16 protein-coding genes and 1 riboswitch are annotated in these 16,899 nt (G+C 74.1%); of the genes, 9 read left to right on the top strand and 7 right to left on the bottom strand.

The genetic code is table 11. The features are described from left to right. Positions 1 to 1,338: an aminotransferase class I/II-fold pyridoxal phosphate-dependent enzyme gene (locus J5Y04_RS15530; RefSeq protein ID WP_209412581.1), complete on the top strand. Its 1,338-nt coding sequence runs from the start codon at positions 1 to 3 to the stop codon at positions 1,336 to 1,338. A gap of 156 nt (positions 1,339 to 1,494) precedes the next feature. Then, entirely contained in the window at positions 1,495 to 2,682 is a 1,188-nt protein-coding gene (locus tag J5Y04_RS15525; RefSeq protein WP_307853128.1) for a GDSL-type esterase/lipase family protein, read from the top strand. A 74-nt stretch (positions 2,683 to 2,756) separates the two neighbouring features. Here the strand turns inward: J5Y04_RS15525 and J5Y04_RS15520 are convergent, their stop codons facing one another. Further along, positions 2,757 to 4,115, bottom strand: coding sequence for an NAD(P)/FAD-dependent oxidoreductase (locus J5Y04_RS15520; protein ID WP_209412580.1), 1,359 nt, complete (start codon positions 4,113 to 4,115; stop codon positions 2,757 to 2,759). A gap of 171 nt (positions 4,116 to 4,286) precedes the next feature. On the opposite strand from J5Y04_RS15520, the gene J5Y04_RS15515 reads away from it, so the two are divergent. The 3 genes from J5Y04_RS15515 to J5Y04_RS15505 all read left to right on the top strand — a co-directional run bounded on the left by J5Y04_RS15515 (position 4,287) and on the right by J5Y04_RS15505 (position 5,997). Then, entirely contained in the window at positions 4,287 to 5,042 is a 756-nt protein-coding gene (locus J5Y04_RS15515; RefSeq protein WP_174315593.1) for a HipA family kinase, read from the top strand. Then, complete coding sequence (locus tag J5Y04_RS15510) at positions 5,039 to 5,458, top strand: DUF3037 domain-containing protein (RefSeq protein WP_209412579.1); 420 nt, start codon at positions 5,039 to 5,041, stop codon at positions 5,456 to 5,458. The genes J5Y04_RS15515 and J5Y04_RS15510 overlap by 4 nt, the downstream gene beginning before the upstream one ends. 83 nt (positions 5,459 to 5,541) lie before the next feature. After that, positions 5,542 to 5,997 (top strand): MarR family winged helix-turn-helix transcriptional regulator, encoded by a 456-nt coding sequence (locus J5Y04_RS15505; RefSeq protein WP_209412578.1) that lies wholly within the window; start codon positions 5,542 to 5,544, stop codon positions 5,995 to 5,997. 48 nt (positions 5,998 to 6,045) lie between these two features. Here the strand turns inward: J5Y04_RS15505 and J5Y04_RS15500 are convergent, their stop codons facing one another. Beyond that, on the bottom strand, positions 6,046 to 6,225 hold the full coding sequence (locus J5Y04_RS15500; protein WP_209412577.1) for a hypothetical protein: 180 nt from the start codon (positions 6,223 to 6,225) through the stop codon (positions 6,046 to 6,048). On the opposite strand from J5Y04_RS15500, the gene J5Y04_RS15495 reads away from it, so the two are divergent. Continuing rightward, positions 6,212 to 6,763 carry a hypothetical protein gene (locus tag J5Y04_RS15495; protein ID WP_307853127.1) on the top strand — a complete coding sequence of 184 codons (552 nt, stop codon included), beginning with the start codon at positions 6,212 to 6,214 and terminating at the stop codon, positions 6,761 to 6,763. The genes J5Y04_RS15500 and J5Y04_RS15495 overlap by 14 nt on opposite strands. 133 nt (positions 6,764 to 6,896) lie before the next feature. Further along, positions 6,897 to 8,327, top strand: a complete 1,431-nt coding sequence (gene purB, locus J5Y04_RS15490) for an adenylosuccinate lyase (protein ID WP_209412576.1) — start codon at positions 6,897 to 6,899, stop codon at positions 8,325 to 8,327. Positions 8,328 to 8,334: 7 nt separating this feature from the next. Here purB and J5Y04_RS15485 read toward each other — a convergent pair whose 3' ends face one another. Beyond that, complete coding sequence (locus tag J5Y04_RS15485; RefSeq protein ID WP_307853126.1) at positions 8,335 to 9,888, bottom strand: MFS transporter; 1,554 nt, start codon at positions 9,886 to 9,888, stop codon at positions 8,335 to 8,337. Positions 9,889 to 10,198: 310 nt separating this feature from the next. Next, a riboswitch (cyclic di-AMP (ydaO/yuaA leader) is annotated at positions 10,199 to 10,356 on the top strand. Between the two features lie 5 nt (positions 10,357 to 10,361). Between J5Y04_RS15485 and J5Y04_RS15480 the strand changes: the two genes are divergently transcribed. Then, positions 10,362 to 11,402 (top strand): LysM peptidoglycan-binding domain-containing M23 family metallopeptidase, encoded by a 1,041-nt coding sequence (locus tag J5Y04_RS15480; RefSeq protein WP_209412575.1) that lies wholly within the window; start codon positions 10,362 to 10,364, stop codon positions 11,400 to 11,402. Positions 11,403 to 11,777: 375 nt separating this feature from the next. After that, positions 11,778 to 13,343, top strand: a complete 1,566-nt coding sequence (locus J5Y04_RS15475; RefSeq protein WP_209412574.1) for an APC family permease — start codon at positions 11,778 to 11,780, stop codon at positions 13,341 to 13,343. Between the two features lie 89 nt (positions 13,344 to 13,432). On the opposite strand, the gene J5Y04_RS15470 is transcribed toward J5Y04_RS15475, so the two are convergent. The 4 genes from J5Y04_RS15470 to J5Y04_RS15455 form a co-directional block, all read right to left on the bottom strand. Next, positions 13,433 to 14,152: a DUF2470 domain-containing protein gene (locus tag J5Y04_RS15470; protein ID WP_209412573.1), complete on the bottom strand. Its 720-nt coding sequence runs from the start codon at positions 14,150 to 14,152 to the stop codon at positions 13,433 to 13,435. Between the two features lie 168 nt (positions 14,153 to 14,320). Beyond that, on the bottom strand, positions 14,321 to 14,746 hold the full coding sequence (locus J5Y04_RS15465; protein ID WP_209412572.1) for a RidA family protein: 426 nt from the start codon (positions 14,744 to 14,746) through the stop codon (positions 14,321 to 14,323). A gap of 134 nt (positions 14,747 to 14,880) precedes the next feature. Next, positions 14,881 to 15,624, bottom strand: a complete 744-nt coding sequence (locus tag J5Y04_RS15460) for an IclR family transcriptional regulator (RefSeq protein WP_209412571.1) — start codon at positions 15,622 to 15,624, stop codon at positions 14,881 to 14,883. Further along, entirely contained in the window at positions 15,621 to 16,892 is a 1,272-nt protein-coding gene (locus J5Y04_RS15455; protein WP_245204835.1) for a sugar kinase, read from the bottom strand. The genes J5Y04_RS15460 and J5Y04_RS15455 overlap by 4 nt, the downstream gene beginning before the upstream one ends. Between the last annotated feature and the right edge of the window lie 7 nt (positions 16,893 to 16,899).

Genomic DNA, 16,899 nt, shown 5'->3' with positions numbered 1-16,899 from the left:
GTGCTAGGAGACTATCCGATCAAGGGGCGGCGCGCCAGCGAAATCGCGGCCGACGTCGAGCAGGGCGTCAGCTCCGGACGGCTCGCGCCGGGTACCGCGCTGCCCCCGCTGCGCGACCTGGCCGGCGAGCTCGGCGTCAACCCCAACACCGTCGCCGCCGCCTACCGGCTGCTCCGCGACCGGGGCGTGATCGAGACCGCCGGCCGCAAGGGCAGCCGGATCCGTCCGCGGCCCGCCACCACCCCGCGCGACCAGATCCGGATGCCCGTCCCGCCGCACGCCCGCGACCTCTCCAACGGGAACCCGGACCCGGCGCAGCTGCCCGACCTCACCCCGGCCCTCGCCGCCGCGGCCGCGGCCGCCCGCCGGGACCCGGTCCGCTACGGCCACCCCGCCGCCGACCCCGGGCTGCTCGCCCTCGCCGCCGAGGGGTTCCGCGCCGACGGCCTGCCCGCCGGTCCGGTCGCCATCGCCTCCGGCTCGCTCGACACCATCGAACGGATCCTCGTCACCCGGCTGCGCCCCGGCGACACCGTCGCCGTCGAGGACCCGGGCTGGGGGAGTCTGCTGGACCTGCTGCCGGCGCTCGGCCTGCGCGCCGCGTCCGTCCGGCTGGACGACGAGGGGCCGCTGCCCGACGCGCTCGCCCGGGCGCTGGAGGGCGGTGCCCGCGCGGTCATCGTCACCTGCCGGGCGCAGAACCCGACCGGAGCCGCGCTGACCGCCGGGCGGGCGCAGGCGCTGCGCGCGGTGCTGGCCGAGCACCCCGGTGTGCTGCTCATCGAGGACGACCACGGCCACGGCATCGTCGACCAGCCCTACCACCCGCTGGCCGGCGCCGGGTCGGAGCACTGGGCGGTGGTCCGTTCGGCGGCCAAGGCGTACGGGCCGGACCTCCGGCTCTCCTACGCGGTCGGGGACGAGGAGACCATCGGGCGGGTACTGGGGCGCCAGCGGCTGGGCGCCGGCTGGGTCAGCCACCTGTTGCAGTGCACCGTCGCCGAACTGTGGCGCGCCGACGCCGCGCCGCCGGCGCGGGTGGCCGCCGCCTACCGGGCGCGGCGGGACGCGCTGATCGGCGAGCTGGCCGCGCGCGGCATCGAGGCCCACGGCGCCAGCGGGCTCAACGTCTGGGTGCCGGTCCCGGACGAGACCACCGTGCTGGGCGCGCTGGTGCAGCGAGGCTGGGTCGCGGCGCCCGGCGCGCGGTTCCGCGTGGAGTCCCCGCCCGGCCTGCGGGTCACCGTGGCGGAGCTGGATCCCGCCGACGCGCGGCGGCTGGCCGACGATCTGGCGGCCGTACTGGGAACGGGCGGTGACGTCTCGCGACTGATCTGAACCGACCGGTAACACAGCGAGAAACCTGGTGCAGATACCTAGCGGTAACAAGCGCGGGCATGTCATGTTCTCCTCGCCACCGGCCGGCGGCCTACCCTCACCTACGCGTCTCCCCGCCCCCACACAGCGGGCGAGACCGACCGCAGGAGTTCCGCCGTGCCCGAAAAGTGTTCGAGCATCACCCGCAGAACCACCCGCTTCACGAGGCGACTGCTCGCCGCAGTCCTCACCCTTCCGCTGAGTGCGGCCGGCCTGGTCGCCTTCGCCGCCGCCCCCGCCCGGGCCGCCACGCCCTCCGGTGCGACGGCCAGCGTCAGCATGGGTGACAGCTACATCTCCGGCGAGGCCGGCCGGTGGAAGGGCAACTCCGTTGTCACCAGCGGCAGTCGGGCCAGTACCGACCGGGCCTGGACCGGCACTGCGTACGATCCGGCCCGGGTGTACGGCGCGACCTACGCGAGCGGGTGCGACCGCTCGGACGTCGCCGAGGTCCGCAGTGCCCCCGTCACGCAGACCCAGCTCAACCTGGCCTGCTCCGGAGCCGTCGCCGCCAACGTCTACCGCGCCGCCAACGGCGGCCAGTCGTTCAAGGGCGAGGCCCCGCAGGCCGACCAGCTCGCGGCCGTCGCGAGCCAGTACAACGTCAAGCTGATCACGCTCTCGATCGGCGGCAACGACCTCGGCTTCTCCGATGTGATCACGACCTGCGTCTCCGACTACCTGGTCTGGTACTCCTACTGCAACGACGACCAGCAGGCCGCGATCGACTCCCGGATGCCCGCCGCGATGGCCGGCGTCGGCAAGGCGCTGGACGAGATCCGGGCCGTGATGTCCGGTGCCGGTTACACGGCCGGGGACTACCGGATCGTGCTGCAGTCCTACCCCTCGCCGATCCCGCGCAGCGCGGAGATGCGCTACCCGGAGAGCGGCTGGAGCCGCTCCGACACCGGCGGGTGCCCGTTCTGGAACGGGGACGCCGACTGGGCGCGGGACTCGCTGGTGCCGCAGATCTCCCGCGCGCTGGCGGGCGTCGCGGCCTCGAAGGGCGTGCAGTTCCTCGACCTCGGCGACATGCTCCAGGGCCGTGAGGTCTGCTCCAAGGCGACCCGGCAGGCGACGTCCACCACCGCCCCCTCCGCCACCACCAGCGAGTGGGCGCGGTTCGTGGATGCCGGGCTCAGCTCCTCGCAGGGCACCGTGCAGGAGTCGATGCACCCCAACTACTACGGCCAGCAGGCCCTCGGGCAGTGCCTGACCCTGCTGTACGCGCGGCCGAGCGGCAACTACGCGTGCCGCAACACGGCGGGGCAGGACGCGAGCGGGATGTACCTGACCGCGAAGTAGCCCGTGAGGAAAGGACGTTGCCCCCTGCCCCCGGTCGTCGGGGGCAGGGGGGCGGCGGCTGTGCCGGTTCGGGGTCAGCCCTTGGCGAGCAGGGCCTGGGCGTGCGCCCGCACCTGATCCTTCGTCAGATAGGCGTCGGTGTACTCGAAGTCGCGCAGCCGGGCGGGCTGGCGGGCCAGGAAGCCGGTGCGGACGAAGTCGTCGCCGGCGGTGGCGTTGAGCAGCCAGTTGGCGCCGACCCGGAACTTGGCCACGTTGGTGCGCATCGCCATCAGGTGGTAGCCGCGGGCCACCAGCTGGGCGGGGACGCCGCGCAGCTCGACACCGACCGGCTTGGACACCGCGTCCTTGCCGCCGAGGTCCACCACCAGGCCCAAGTCCTTGTGGTAGTAGGGCTCCAGCGGCTGGTTGCGCAGCGCCGCGATCACGTTGTTCGCCACTGCCCGGCCCTGGCGGGCCGAGTGCTGGGCGGTCGGCGGGCAGACCGCGCCGTCGCCCTTGGCGAGGTCCGGCACCGCGGCCGCGTCGCCGAGGGCGAAGACCCCCTCGAACTGCGGCACCCGCATCTCGGCGGTCACCGCGACCCGGCCGCGGACGGTCTCCGCGTCCAGGGTGCCGATCAGCGGGCTGGCCGCGACCCCCGCCGTCCAGATCAGCGTGCGGCAGGGGAGCACCCGGCCGTCGGTGAACTTGACGGACTCGGCGCCGACTTCGGCCACCGAGACGCCGAGCGAGACCTCGATGCCGCGGCCGCGCAGCACCTCCAGGGCGGCGGTTCCGAGGGCGTCGCCCAGCTCGGGCATCAGCTTCGGGGCGATGTCGATCAGGTGCCACTTGATCTGCCGGGCGTCCAGCCGCGGGTAGCGCTGGGCCGCCGCGGTGGTCAGGCGCTGGAGGCAGGCCGCCGTCTCGGTGCCCGCGTAGCCGCCGCCGACCACCACGAACTGGAGCCGGGACTCGCGTTCCTTCTGGTCCAGGGTGGCCGAGGCGAGGTCGAGTTGGGCGATCACGTGGTCACGGACGTAGGTCGCCTCGGCGAGCGTCTTCATGCCGCGGGCGTAGTCGGTGAGGCCCGGGATGTCGAAGGTGCGGGTCACGCTGCCGGGGGAGAGCACCAGGTAGTCGTACTTCTGCGCGACCACCTCGTCGGTGATCTTGCGGACCACGCAGACCTTGGAGCGCGGGTCGACCCCGATCGCGCCGCCCGGGACGATGTGGGTGCGGCGCAGCGACCGGCGCAGCGAGACCGCGACCGACTGCGGGGTGAGGACGCCGGCCGCCACGTGCGGCAGCAGCGGCAGGTAGAGCTGATAGCTGAACGGCGTGACCAGCGAGATCTCCGCCTCCGAGGGCGAGAGCTTGCGTTCGAGGCGGCGAGCGCACTCCAGTCCGGCGAAGCCGCCGCCCACGATCAGGATCCGAGATCGTTCCATCGCTCATCCTCACAGTGCAGGTCGTACCGCGCGGGGTCCGAGACCACTACTGCCCGCCACACTGGCACGGTGCGGTGCGGGGTGCCACCGGGGCGGTGCGGATGGCGGAGGCGGTGGCGGACGCCGTCCGGGAGGGCACCGGCCGCGCAGGTGCCCGATAGGCTGTCCGGCGTGCTCCCCGAGGTGACGGCGGTCCGCTATGTGACCCCACTGCGAGAAGGCGGCTCGATGCCGGGCCTGGTCGAGGCCGACGACCGGCGGCTCTACGCGCTGAAATGGGTCGGCGCCGCGCAGGGCCGCAAGGCCCTGGTGGCGGAGGTGCTGGCGGGTGAACTCGGCCGTCGGCTCGGCCTGCCGGTGCCGGAGCTGGTCACGGTCGACCTCGACCCGGTGCTCGCCCGCAGCGAGCCCGACCCCCAGGTCCAGGACCAGATGCGGGCCAGCGGCGGCGTCAACCTGGGCATGGCCTTCGTCAGCGGTGCGCTCAACTTCGACCCGCTCTGCTTCGACGTGGACGCCGGCCTGGCCGGGCAGGTGCTCTGGTTCGACGCGCTGATCGGCAACGTGGACCGTTCCTGGCGCAACCCCAACCTGCTGGTCGCCACCGGCGGCCTGCGGCTGATCGACCACGGCGCCAGCCTGATCTTCCACCACCACTGGGCCGGCGCCGCCGGGTGGGTCCGCCGCCCGTACGACGCCTCCGACCACGCGCTGTTGCGGGCCGAACCGGACCTGGTGGCGGCGGACAAGGCGCTCGCCCCCCTCGCCGAGGCGGCGGTCGAGGCGGCGGTGGCGCAGATCCCGGACGTCTGGCTGGTGGACGAGCCGGGGTTCGACTCGCCCGAGGCGGTGCGCGCCGCGTACCGCGCCCAGCTGACCGGGCGACTGGCCGGTCCGCGCGACTGGCTGCCGGAGGTGTCCGCATGACCGGGTCCGTACCGACGGCCGCCCTGCCGGCCGTCGCCGAACTGCACGACTACGAGTACGCGGTGATCCGGGCGGTGCCGCGGGTCGAGCGCGGCGAGTGCGTCAACGTCGGTGTGCTGCTGTACTGCCGGCAGAGCGCGCACCTGGCCGCGCGGACCCACCTGGACCAGGCCCGGCTGCTGGCGCTGGACCCGGTGGCGGACGTCGCCGGGGTGCGGCGGGCGCTGCACGGGATCGAAGCGGTCTGCGCGGGCGGGCCGGCGGCCGGTCCGGCCGCGGCCGACAGCCCCGGGCAGCGGTTCCGCTGGCTGACGGCGCCGCGCAGCGCGGTCGTCCAGCCGGGCCCGGTGCACACCGGTCTGACGGCGGACCCGGAGGCGGAGCTGCGGCGGCTCTTCGACCAGCTGGTGCTCTGAGGTGCCGTTCGGGCGGTTGGCCCGAGGACCTTTGCCGTGGTCAAAGCTTGAGTTGCTGAAGCACTCGGCCGTACGCTGACCCCATGGGTTCGACAGCGACGACGACCGTACCGACCAACGCCGAGCTGATGGAGGCGCTGGCCGCCGTCGGCGCCGCCTACTTCCAGGACTTCGCGGCCGCGGCGGCCCGGCACGGGCTCTCCTCCTCGCAGGCGAAGGCGCTCGGCGCGGTGCAGGAGCCGGTGCCGATGCGCGCGCTGGCCGGGCGGCTCGGCTGCGACGCCTCCAACGTGACCGGGATCGTCGACCGGCTGGAGTCGCTGGGCCTGGCCAACCGCGAGGCGGCGGCCGGTGACCGGCGGGTCAAGATCGTCGTGATCACCGGGCAGGGCCGGGAGATCCTGGGCCTGATCCGGGCCGAGATGGCCCGCACCCACCAGGCCTTCGAGGCGATGACGGACGACCAGCGGGTGTCGCTGCACTCGATCTGCGCCCAGGTGCTGCCGGTGCTGACCGGCCGGGCCGCGGGCGGTCAGTAGTCCCCGACCGCCCCGCCCGCGCTTCCGCCCCGCCCCGCCGGGCGCGGGTCAGGGCGCCAGGAGGCGCAGGGCCGTGCTCTCGGCCAGTTCCTCGGCGTACGGGGGCAGGGTCGCGCCGGCGCGCAGGTGACGGCGGGCGATGGCGAGCGGCAGGTCCACCAGCGCGAGGGCCACGCGTGCGGCGTCCACCGGGGCGGTCGCGTCGAGCCGCCGGGTGAACGCCGCCACCGCCTCCCGGATCCCGGCGTTTGCCGCGGTCCGCCCGTGCGGCCTGTTCGGCGAGCCACTCGGCGCGCCCGAAGTCGTCCGGCCCGTAGGACAGCAGCGCGGCCCGCAGGGGTTTCGCCGGCACCAGGCGACCGCCTCGCGGGCCGCCGCCGTACCCGCCGTCGCCGGGTCCGAGGAGGGCGCCGCGGGCGGGCACGGACCGGTGCGGTACACGGTGGCGGCGTACGTCCCCGGGCGGTGGGTGCGGTTCGCCTTCACCGGGCCGCGCGGCTTCGACGGCTTCCACGAGTGCACCGTCCACCGGGCGGACGGCGGGCGGACGGTGCTGCGGCACACCCTGGCGATGCACGCGCGCGGCCGGGCGCTGCTGAGCTGGCCGCTGCTCTTCCGGCCGTTGCACGACGCGCTGATCGAGGACGCCATGGACCGGGCCGAACGCGCCTGCACCGGCGCGGTGGCCCGGCCGGCACGCTGGAGCCCGCTGGTCAGGCTGCTGCGGCGGGCGCTGCGGGCCGGGGCGCGACGGGGCGCGGGGTGAGCGGTGTGGTCGGGGTGGGCGGGCGTTGTGGGGAGGGGGTGCGGCCGCCGCGTGCGGGCCGCGAGAGGATGGCGGTCCGGCCCACCCGATCCGGCGGCGCTCCGGCTGACCTCGGCTGTTAGGCTTGCGAAGCGTGAGCGCGAAGCCCCAGATCCCCAATGTCCTGGCCTCCCGGTACGCCTCGGCGACCCTGGCCCAGCTGTGGTCCCCCGAGCACAAGGTGGTCCTTGAGCGCCACCTGTGGCTCGCCGTCCTGAAGGCCCAGCAGGACCTCGGCGTCGAGGTGCCCGCGGGCGCCGTCGCCGACTACGAGCGGGTGATCGACCAGGTCGACCTCGGCTCGATCGCCGCCCGTGAGCGGGTCACCCGCCACGACGTGAAGGCCCGGATCGAGGAGTTCAGCGAGCTCGCCGGCCACGAGCAGATCCACAAGGGCATGACCTCCCGGGACCTGACCGAGAACGTCGAGCAGCTGCAGATCCGCCAGTCGCTGGAGCACGTCCGCGACCGGACGGTCGCCGTGCTGGTGCGCCTGGGCCGGCTGTCCGCCCAGCACGCCGAGCTGGTCATGGCCGGCCGCTCGCACAACGTCGCCGCGCAGGCCACCACGCTGGGCAAGCGCTTCGCGACCGTCGCCGACGAGCTGCTGGTCGCCTTCCGCCGCCTGGAGGAGCTGATCGCCCGCTACCCGCTGCGCGGGATCAAGGGCCCGGTCGGCACCGCCCAGGACATGCTGGACCTGCTCGGCGGCGACACCGACAAGCTCGCCGAGCTGGAGCGCCGGGTCGCCGGCCACCTCGGCTTCGACAACGTGCTGACCTCCGTCGGCCAGGTCTACCCGCGCTCGCTGGACTTCGAGGTGCTCACCGCCCTCGTGCAGCTCTCCGCCGCGCCGTCCAGCCTGGCCAAGACGATCCGCCTGATGGCCGGCCACGAGCTGGTCACCGAGGGGTTCAAGGAGGGCCAGGTCGGCTCCTCCGCGATGCCGCACAAGATGAACACCCGCTCCTGCGAGCGCGTCAACGGCCTGGCCGTCATCCTGCGCGGGTACGCGTCGATGACCGCCGAGCTGGGTGGCGACCAGTGGAACGAGGGCGACGTCTCCTGCTCGGTGGTCCGCCGGGTCGCGCTGCCGGACGCGTTCTTCGCCTTCGACGGCCTGCTGGAGACCTTCCTGACCGTCCTCGACGAGTTCGGCGCCTTCCCCGCCGTGATCGAGGCCGAGCTCGACCGCTACCTGCCGTTCCTGGCCACCACCAAGGTGCTGATGGGCGCGGTGCGCGCGGGCGTCGGCCGGGAGACCGGGCACGAGGTCATCAAGGAGCACGCCGTCGCCTCGGCGCTCGCCATGCGGGCCGGTGCCCGGGAGAACGAGCTGCTGGACCGGCTGGCCGCGGACGAGCGCATCCCGCTGGACCGGGCCGCCCTGGACGCGCTGCTCGCCGACAGGCTCTCCTTCACCGGCGCGGCCGGTGCGCAGGTGGCCGAGGTGGTCCGCCGGGTCGAGGCCGTCGCCGCCGCCTACCCCGAGGCTGCCAAGTACGCGCCTGGTGACATCCTCTGACGTTCCGTCAGGCCTTCGAGGGCCCCGTCGCCGATCCGGTGGCGGGGCCCTCGCCGTGTTCGGGGGCCGTCGCGGTGCCGGGGTGGCCGGGGTCCAGCGGCGGGGCGTTGGTGCCGCAGGAGTAGCGGCAGTCCGGCTCGGCCACCGGATGGTCCTCGGGAGCGAGGACGTTGCCGCGGACGGTGGCGGCCGCGATGAGCCCGCCCGTGGCGAGCAGTCCGGCGCAGATCAGCATCGCGGTGTGGAAGGCCGCGTCCACCGAGGCGGGCACCCGGTAGGCGTCGCCGCTGAGCCCGGCCAGGGCCGGCAGCGCCGCGACCGCGAGCAGGCCGGCCGCGCGGGCGGCGGCGTTGTTGACACCGCTGGCGATGCCCGCGTGCCGGACCTCCACCGCCGCCAGCACGGTCGCCGTCAGCGGTGCGACCAGCAGCACCATCCCGCAGCCCATCACGGTGACGGCCGGCAGCACGTCCGTCCAGTACGAGGCGTCCGCGCCGATCCGCAGCATCAGCAGCACGCCGGCCGCGCAGAGCAGCGGGCCCACGGTGAGCGGCAGCCGGGGGCCGATCCGTTTGCCGAGCCGGCCCGCCCGGGCGGAGAGCGTCAGCATCAGCAGGGTGATCGGCACCAGGGCGAGTCCGGAGACCAGCGGGGAGAAGCCGGAGACGATCTGCAGCTGCACGACCAGCAGGAAGAACACCCCGCTGAAGGCGGCGTAGACGCAGAGGGTGACCAGGTTCACCGAGGTGAACAGCCGGGAGGAGAAGAGGCCGAGCGGCAGCATCGGCTCCCGGGTGCGGCGTTCGACCACGACGAAGGCCGCGCCCAGCAGCAGCCCGGCCACGCCGGTCACCCAGACCCCGGCGGAGAGCCCGTCGCCCGCCGCCGTCAGCGCGTAGGTGACGGAGCCGAGGGCCAGTGCGGCGAGTGCCGCGCCGAGCACGTCGAACCGTCCGGTCGCGCTTTCGTCCCGGGTCTCCGGCACGTGGCGGGCGGCCACCAGGACGACCAGGGCGGCCAGGGGGACGTTCAGCAGGAAGATCCACCGCCAGCCCGGGCCGTCCACCAGCCAGCCGCCGAGGAAGGGGCCGACCGCGGCCGACACCCCGCCGAGGCCGGACCAGAGGCCGACCGCCGCCGAGCGGTCGTCCGGGTGGTAGACGGCCTGGAGCATCGCCAGTGACCCGGGGGTGAGCAGGGCCCCGCCGATTCCCTGGACGGCGCGGGAGGCGACCAGCACCTCGATGGTGGGCGCGGCGGCGCAGGCCGCCGAGGCGGCGGCGAACCAGACCACGCCGAGCAGGAAGACCCGGCGCCGGCCGTACCGGTCGCCGAGCGCGCCGCCGAGCAGGATCAGCCCGGCCAGGGTGAGCAGGTAGGCGTTGAGCGTCCACTGCAGGGCGGAGAGCGGGGCGCCGAGATCGGTGCCGATCCGGGGCAGGGCGACGTTCACGACCGTGCCGTCGAGCATCGCCATGCTGGAGCCGAGCACCGTCGCCAGTAGTACCCAGCGGCCCTGCGCGGTGCCCAGGCGCAGGGTGCCGGCCTCGGAGGTGGCCACGGCCCGATCGTCCGCCCCGGGGGCTGACGTGACAAGGGTCACCGGGGGTGTGTCGGTGAATGGCTTTCCGTAGGTGATCGCATGCGGACGGACACCGAAATCGGCGGAGCGTCGTGGATCAGTGGCGCGCGGTTAATCGATTGTGCACGTACTGTGCAGCCGATCATTCGGAGCGTCACTGCGCCCCCGGCTTTTGTTGCCGGTTCAAGAGATCGACATTGCTTCACCCGGACGGATGGGTTTTAGTTCAGCGACCGCCCGGCGTTGGCCCGGGTGGCCACCGGGTGGAACGCCTAGTCCTGCCGCTGCCCGGTGGTACGAACTGAACTCTGTACGGCAGGAGCGGGGGACCCAAAGGTAAGTCGCCGGACCGGAATTCACGGTCCGGCTTGGGGTGAAGCCGCGCATGCGGCCGGGCAACTCCAGCCCGAACCCGACAGCTCACCTCGCAGGCGTCGGAGAGGAAATCCCCCATGGCCGTACAGGCTCGTCGTATCGCCCTGCCCCGCGCCGCCCGCATCGGTATCGCCACCGCCGTCACCGGCGCCGCGTTCGCCCTTCCGCTGGTGACCACCATCAGCGCCCAGGCCCACACCGCGCCGGCCGCGAAGCCCGCGCAGACCAGCACCTGGACCGGCGCCACCAGCGTCGACGCCGCCCCGGCCGCCGCCGCGCAGCCGGCCGCCGAGGCCCCCGCCCCGGCCGCCGCTCCCGCCGCCGCCCCGGCCGAGGAGAGCTACAAGGTCGTCGGCGGGGACACCCTGTCGAAGATCGCCAACGCCAAGCACGTCGAGGGCGGCTGGCAGGCGCTGTACGACCACAACCGCACGGTCGTCGGCACCAACCCGAACCTGATCTTCCCGGGTCAGAAGCTCGCGCTGGGCGCCAAGGCCGCCGCCCCGGCCGCCGCTCCCGCCGCTGCCAAGCCGGCCGCCCCCGCGAAGTCCGCCTCGCAGGACTCCGTGAAGCCGGCCGCCCCGGCCGCCGCCCCGAAGCCGGTCCAGGCCGCCAAGCCCGCGCAGGCCCCGGCCGTCAAGCCGGCCCCGGCCGCCGCGAAGCCCGCCGCCCAGACCCCCGCCCCGGCCCCGGCCGCGGTGGCGAGCACCTCCGGTTACGTCTCCCCGATCGCCAACCCGAAGCTCGGCACCGCCTACGGCGTGGCCGGCTCGATGTGGGCCTCCGGCCACCACACCGGCGCCGACTTCGTCGCCTCCACCGGCACCCCGCTGCGCGCCGTCGCGGCCGGCACCGTGGTGAAGGCCGGCAACGGCGGCGCCTACGGCAACGAGGTCGAGATCAAGCTCGCCGACGGCAAGTACGCCCAGTACGCGCACCTGTCCTCGATCGGCGTGAAGATCGGTCAGACCGTCACCGCCGGCCAGCAGATCGGCCTCTCCGGTGCGACCGGCAACGTGACCGGCCCGCACCTGCACTTCGAGATCCGCACCGGCTCGGAGTACGGCTCGGACATCGACCCGATCGCCTACCTCCGGGCGCACGGCGTCTCCATCTGACCCTCCGGGCAGAGACCACCGCAGGGTGCAGGGCGAAGTGATCTCCGGGATGGTCATGTCGGGTGACCGCTCGACCGGGTGATCTCCGCACCTACGGCGGAACAACGGGCGCGGGACACGCCCAGGCCGGCCCGGCTCGCGAACCTCCTTCGCGAGCCGGGCCGGCCGCCGTTTTTCCGGGGGTGTTCGGGGTGCTCCGGGGCCGAAACCGTTCGAACACGGCGGGCTCCGAACCGAACAAGGCGTCAACTTCCCACCCGTGTTACCTGACTACCTGTCCGTTGCGGGCGTGTTCGCCGGGCCCCGATGCTGTCGGGCAGTCATCGTCCGACCGGTCAGGCGGGCGGCAGGGGCACGGCGGGTGAAGGGGGCCGGATGGCCATCCAGAGCGGGGACGCGGCGGGTGCGGACGCGGACGGAAGAGGCGGCGGTGCGGTCAACCGCCTGAAGGCGGACTCGGTCGGGCTGGTGGGCGTCGTCTTCATGGCGATCGCCACCGCCGCCCCGATCACCGCGATGACCGGCAACCTGCCGATCATCGTCGGCCAGGGGAACGGCGTGGGAGCCCCCGCCGCGTACATCTTCGCGACGCTGGTGCTCACCGTGTTCTCGGTGGGGTACGTGGCGATGGCGCGGCACATCACCGCGGCCGGCGCGTTCTACGGGTACATCTCGCACGGGCTGGGCCGGGTCGCCGGGATGGCCTCGGGGCTGCTGGCGGTGCTCGCGTACGTCGTCTTCGAGGCATCGATCATCGGCTTCTTCGCGTACTCGCTGCGCGGACTGGTGAAGTCGCAGCTGGGCCTGGACGCGGGCTGGGGCTGGTACGCGCTGTTCGGGCTGCTGGCCATCGCGGTGATGGCCTGGTTCGACCTGCACCTGACCGCCCGGGTGCTCGGCGTCGCACTGGTGCTGGAGATCACCGTGCTGAGCGCCGTCTCGCTGGCGGTGCTGTTCACCGGCGGCGGGCCGGACGGCTTCGCCGCCGAGGCGGTCAACCCGCTGAACGCCTTCCACGGGGTGGGCGGTTCGGGCGCCGCGGCGGCCGGCCTCGGGCTGTTCTTCGCGTTCTGGTCCTGGGTGGGCTTCGAGTCGACCGCGATGTACGGCGAGGAGTCCCGCGACCCCAAGCGGGTGGTGCCGCGGGCGACGCTGATCTCGGTGGTCGGGGTGGGCCTGTTCTACGTCTTCGTGTCGTGGATGATCGTGGCCGGCAACGGGGTCGGCCACGCGGTGGACGTCGCCAACGGGCTGGTGCCGGGCAAGGACGGCAACAACCTCTTCTTCGACCCGCTGGGAGCGCACCTCGGCGCCTGGGCGGTGAAGGTCTTCCAGTGGCTGGTGGTGACCGGGTCATTCGCCTGCGCGATGGCCTTCCACCAGTGCGCCTCCCGGTACCTGTACGCCATCGGCCGGGAGGGGTTCATCCACCCGGCGCTGGGTCGCACCCACCCGCGGCACGGTTCGCCGTACATCGCCTCGCTGGTCCAGTCGGTGATCGCGGTCGGGCTGGTCCTGGCCTTCCTGGCGGCCGGGATGGACCCGTACGTCCACCTGTACACGCTGCTGGCGCTGCTCGGGACGATGGCGATCCTGATCGTGCAGACGCTCTGCTCGTTCGCCGTGGTCGGGTACTTCCACGTGCAGGGGAAGCACCCGGAGACCAGGCACTGGCTCCGGACGCTGGTCGCGCCGGTGGTCGGCGGGGTGGCGATGGCGGGCGTGGTGGTGCTGCTGGTGATCAACAAGGACACCGCGGCCGGGGCCGCCGCCGACACGCTGCTCTTCCGGCTGATCCCGTACCTGGTGATCGGCACGTTCGTGGGCGGGATCGGGCTGGCGCTCTACATGAGGAGCCGGCGGCCGGAACGGTACGCCCGGATGGGGCGGATCATCCTGGAGGACGCCGGGGAGCGTCCGCAGGCCCCCGTCGGCGTCTGATCAGCGTTCTCCGGTTCACGGCTTCCGGTCCGCTGTCGCAGACCCGCTATGCCTGATGGTCCGTCAGTAGCGGCTGCCCGTCCGTCCGGTCAGGACCGGTGGGCGGGCAGCCCGCTGTGCGCGGCGGTCAGCAGCTGGTGCACCCGGTGCCCGAACTCCTCGGCTTCGCGGGCGGGTTCGGCGAAGACCAGGCGGACGTCGCGATGGCCGTCCGGGTGGTCCAGGCGGAGCACGAGGCCGTACCGGTCGAGCGCGAGCGGGCGGATCTTCGGCCGCCCGGCGAGGAGTTGGGGGTCGAGCAGCCGGGTCAGCACGGCGATCGCGTCGCGGTGGTCGTCCGCGAGATGGGTGAGCAGGTCGGCCTCAAGGCGGGCGAGCGGGTCGGGGGAGGCGAGGGCGAGGTCGGCGCCGGTGAGCGCGCTGGTGCCGTACGGGGTGGCGAGGACGGCGTGGGCGACGTCCAGGTGCAGGTGGACGCTGACGCCGTCGTCGGCGAGGTGGGCGAGGCGGAGGCGGCCGGCCAGGGTGAGGCGTCCGCGGACCCGGTCGCGGACGGCGACCGGGGCGACGTCAGTGAGGTCCAGCACGACGGCGAGGCCGTCCGGTTCGCCGGTCGCCGCGAGGGTGAGCGGCGAGTCGAGCGGGGCGCTCAGGCGCAGCCGGGACCCGTGCACCGCGACCGGGGTGTCGAGGTCGTGGTGCTCGCCGCAGGCGCGGATCGCCACCGAGGAGGTGGCGTCGAGCAGGCTGCAGACCCGTTCGGCGGCGGTGGGCTCGGAGACCTCGACGTCGGCGGGGACGGGACTCATGGCGACCTCCAGTGAGTTAGGTGAGCCTAACCTAATGAGTTTGCCGGGCGAGGGCAAGGTGAGGGCGGGGTTCCGGAGGGGGTCCGTCGTGGCGCGGTGCCGTGCGGCGCCGGACGCGGGAGGGCCCGGACGGTCGGCCGTCCGGGCCCTCCGCGGGTGCGCGGGCGGTCAGCCGATCACGGCCTGCGCGTCGATCTCGACCAGCATCGGCTCCTGCGGCAGCTCGACGAAGACCGTGGTGCGGCAGGGCTTCACGCCGCCCGGCTTGATGTTCTCCGCGATGAACTCGGCGTAGACCTCGTTCATCAGCGGGAAGTCGGCCCGCTTGGTGAGGTAGACGCGGAACATCACCACGTCCTCGACGGTGGCGCCGCCGGCCTCGACGATCGCCTTGACGTTCTCCAGCGTCCGCCGGGTCTGCGCCTTCACGTCGCCGTGGTGGAGGTACTCGCCGGTCGCCGGGTCCTGCGGGCCCTGGCCGGAGACCTGGAGGATCGGGCCCTTCCGGACGCCCTGGGAGAACATCCAGGCCGGGGCGGGGGCGCCGTCGGTGCGGATCTCGGTCTTCTGGTGGAGGTCGGGGTGCTCGCTCATGCGTTTCCTATCGCTCGTGCGTCGCCCTTGTCGGGGCGGGTGTCGGGTGGGGACGGGTACCGGGGCTGACCGGGGCTCCCGGTCCTCAGCCGGTCGGGGGCGTATCCGGCACGCCCTACGGCGTCCGGCGCTTGCTACGGCGTCTGCCCGCAGTCGGCGGAGACGGCGCGGGTGGTGGCGAGCAGCTGCGGCAGCAGCTCCAGTACCTGTTCGTAGGGGAGGACGACGTCCGGGACGGAGATCGAGGCGGCCGCGACGACGCGCCCGCTGGCGTCCCGGATCGGCGCGGCGACGCAGTTGATGAACGCCTCGTGCTCGGCGTGGTCCTGCGCCCAGCCCTGGACGGCGACCTTCTCCAGCTCGGCCAGCAGGGCCTCGGGGGTGGTCAGCGTCCGGGCGGTGTGCGGGGTGAAGTCGATGCCGGCCACCACGCGGCGCCGCTCGGGCACCGGCAGGTCGGCCAGCAGCACCTTGGAGACCGCCGCGCTGTGCAGCGCCGCGCGCAGGCCGATCCGCGAGTACATGCGCACCGGGTGGCGCGAGTCGTACTTGTCGATGTAGACCACCTCGCCGCCCTCGTACGCGGCCAGGTGCACGGTCTGGCCGGTGGCGGCGTTCAGCTCGGCCAGGTGCGGGGCGGCGATCCGGCGGATGCCGCGCTGTTCCAGGGCGAGGCCGGAGAGGGCGAAGAGGCCGGCGCCCAGGTGGTAGCGGTAGGCCGGGTCGCGGTAGACGAAACGTTCCTCTTCGAGGCTCTGGAGCAGCCGCAGCACCGTGGTCTTGTGCACGCCGAGCACCTCGGCGAGCTGGTCCAGGGAGCGCTCGCCCTCGCCGAGCTCGGCGAGGATGCGCAGGGCGCGGGTGACGGTCTGGCTCATGGTGCTCCAAGGGCCGGGGAGGGGGCCGGTCGAGGGTCTGTGGCCGGGCGGGGGCGCGCGGCGGTGCCCGCCGCCGGGCCCGCGATCGTCGGCTGAGTCGCTGCTGTCGTCGGCGGGGCTGCTGTCGCCGGCAAGGACTCTGTCGCCGACGGGCCGCCTCCCGCCGGCAGGGGTGCGGTCGCCGAGAGGATCGCAATGGCCGGCAGGGCGGGGGACACGATGCCGTCCGCCGAGACGCGGGTCGCCGCCCAGTCCTCGGCGGAGGCCGCCAGCAGGGCGTCGACCGCGGGCGCCGGGGGCAGCTCGGCCTGGTCGCCGTGGGCGGTCAGCGCGCAGGCGGCGCTGAGGTGGCCGAGCCGCAGCCGACGGCGCTGGTCCAGGCCGCGCAGGGTGCCCGCCAGGTAGCCAGCCGCGAAGGCGTCGCCCGCGCCGGTCGCCTCGACCACCTCGACGGCCAGCGCCGGTTCGCTGACGGCCGTGCCGTCCCGGTCCAGCGCGGTGACCACCCGGGCGGCGTCCTTGACCACCACGGTCGCCGGGGAGGGGAAGCGGCGGCGGAGCGCCTGCGGGTCGCCGGTGCCGAAGGCGGCCTGCGCCTCGTCGGCCCCGAGCAGCAGTACGTCGGCGGCGTCCAGCAGCGGCGGCAGCACGGCCGGATCGCGCTCGCGCCAGAGGGCGGGGCGCCAGTTGAGGTCGAAGCTGACCAGCCGGCCCGGGCGGCGCTCGGCGAGCAGGGCGCGCAGCAGGGCCAGGCAGTCGTCGGAGAGGGCGGCGGTGATGCCGGACAGGTGCAGCAGCCGGGCGCCGGCCAGCAGCCGGGCGGCGGACGGGTCCGCCAGCAGGGCGGGGGAGAGCGCGGCGGCGGCCGAGCCGCGGCGGTGGTAGTGCAGCCGGCTGCGCCCGGGCCCGAGGTCGTGGTGGCGGCCCGTGCTGCCGCCGACCTCCTTGAGGTAGAGGCCGGTCGGGCGGTGCGGGTCGACGGCGACCGCGGAGACGTCCACCCCGCGGGCGGCGACGTCGGCGAGCAGGCGGCGGCCGAAGCCATCGTCGCCGACCCGGCTGATCCACGCGCTCGGCACGCCGAGGGCGGCCAGCGCGCCCGCCACGTTGGACTCGGCGCCGCCGACCGCGAGCCGGAAGTTCTCCACCGATTCCAGCGGGCCCGGCCGGTCCGGCAGCAGCACCGCCATCGACTCGCCGACACAGACCGCCGTCGCAGGTGTGGGCTGCGCGGTGCCCGAGCTCGCGGCGGTGTCCTGTCGGGGCATCTGCTGG

The sequence above is a fragment of the Kitasatospora sp. RG8 genome (assembly GCF_017813315.1).
In the GTDB taxonomy this organism is placed as follows: Bacteria; Actinomycetota; Actinomycetes; order Streptomycetales; family Streptomycetaceae; genus Kitasatospora.
The sequence above is the reverse complement of the archived record's forward strand: the minus strand, read 5'-3'. Positions and strand labels throughout refer to the sequence as shown.

Coding starts and splice junctions, on each gene's coding strand:
- J5Y04_RS15520 (WP_209412580.1), bottom strand. CDS start 4,115: ATGGAACGATCTCGGATCCTGATCGTGGGCGGCGGCTTCGCCGGACTG.
- J5Y04_RS15510 (WP_209412579.1), top strand. CDS start 5,039: ATGACCGGGTCCGTACCGACGGCCGCCCTGCCGGCCGTCGCCGAACTG.
- J5Y04_RS15505 (WP_209412578.1), top strand. CDS start 5,542: ATGGGTTCGACAGCGACGACGACCGTACCGACCAACGCCGAGCTGATG.
- J5Y04_RS15480 (WP_209412575.1), top strand. CDS start 10,362: ATGGCCGTACAGGCTCGTCGTATCGCCCTGCCCCGCGCCGCCCGCATC.
- J5Y04_RS15475 (WP_209412574.1), top strand. CDS start 11,778: ATGGCCATCCAGAGCGGGGACGCGGCGGGTGCGGACGCGGACGGAAGA.
- J5Y04_RS15470 (WP_209412573.1), bottom strand. CDS start 14,152: ATGAGTCCCGTCCCCGCCGACGTCGAGGTCTCCGAGCCCACCGCCGCC.
- J5Y04_RS15465 (WP_209412572.1), bottom strand. CDS start 14,746: ATGAGCGAGCACCCCGACCTCCACCAGAAGACCGAGATCCGCACCGAC.
- J5Y04_RS15460 (WP_209412571.1), bottom strand. CDS start 15,624: ATGAGCCAGACCGTCACCCGCGCCCTGCGCATCCTCGCCGAGCTCGGC.
- J5Y04_RS15455 (WP_245204835.1), bottom strand. CDS start 16,892: ATGCCCCGACAGGACACCGCCGCGAGCTCGGGCACCGCGCAGCCCACA.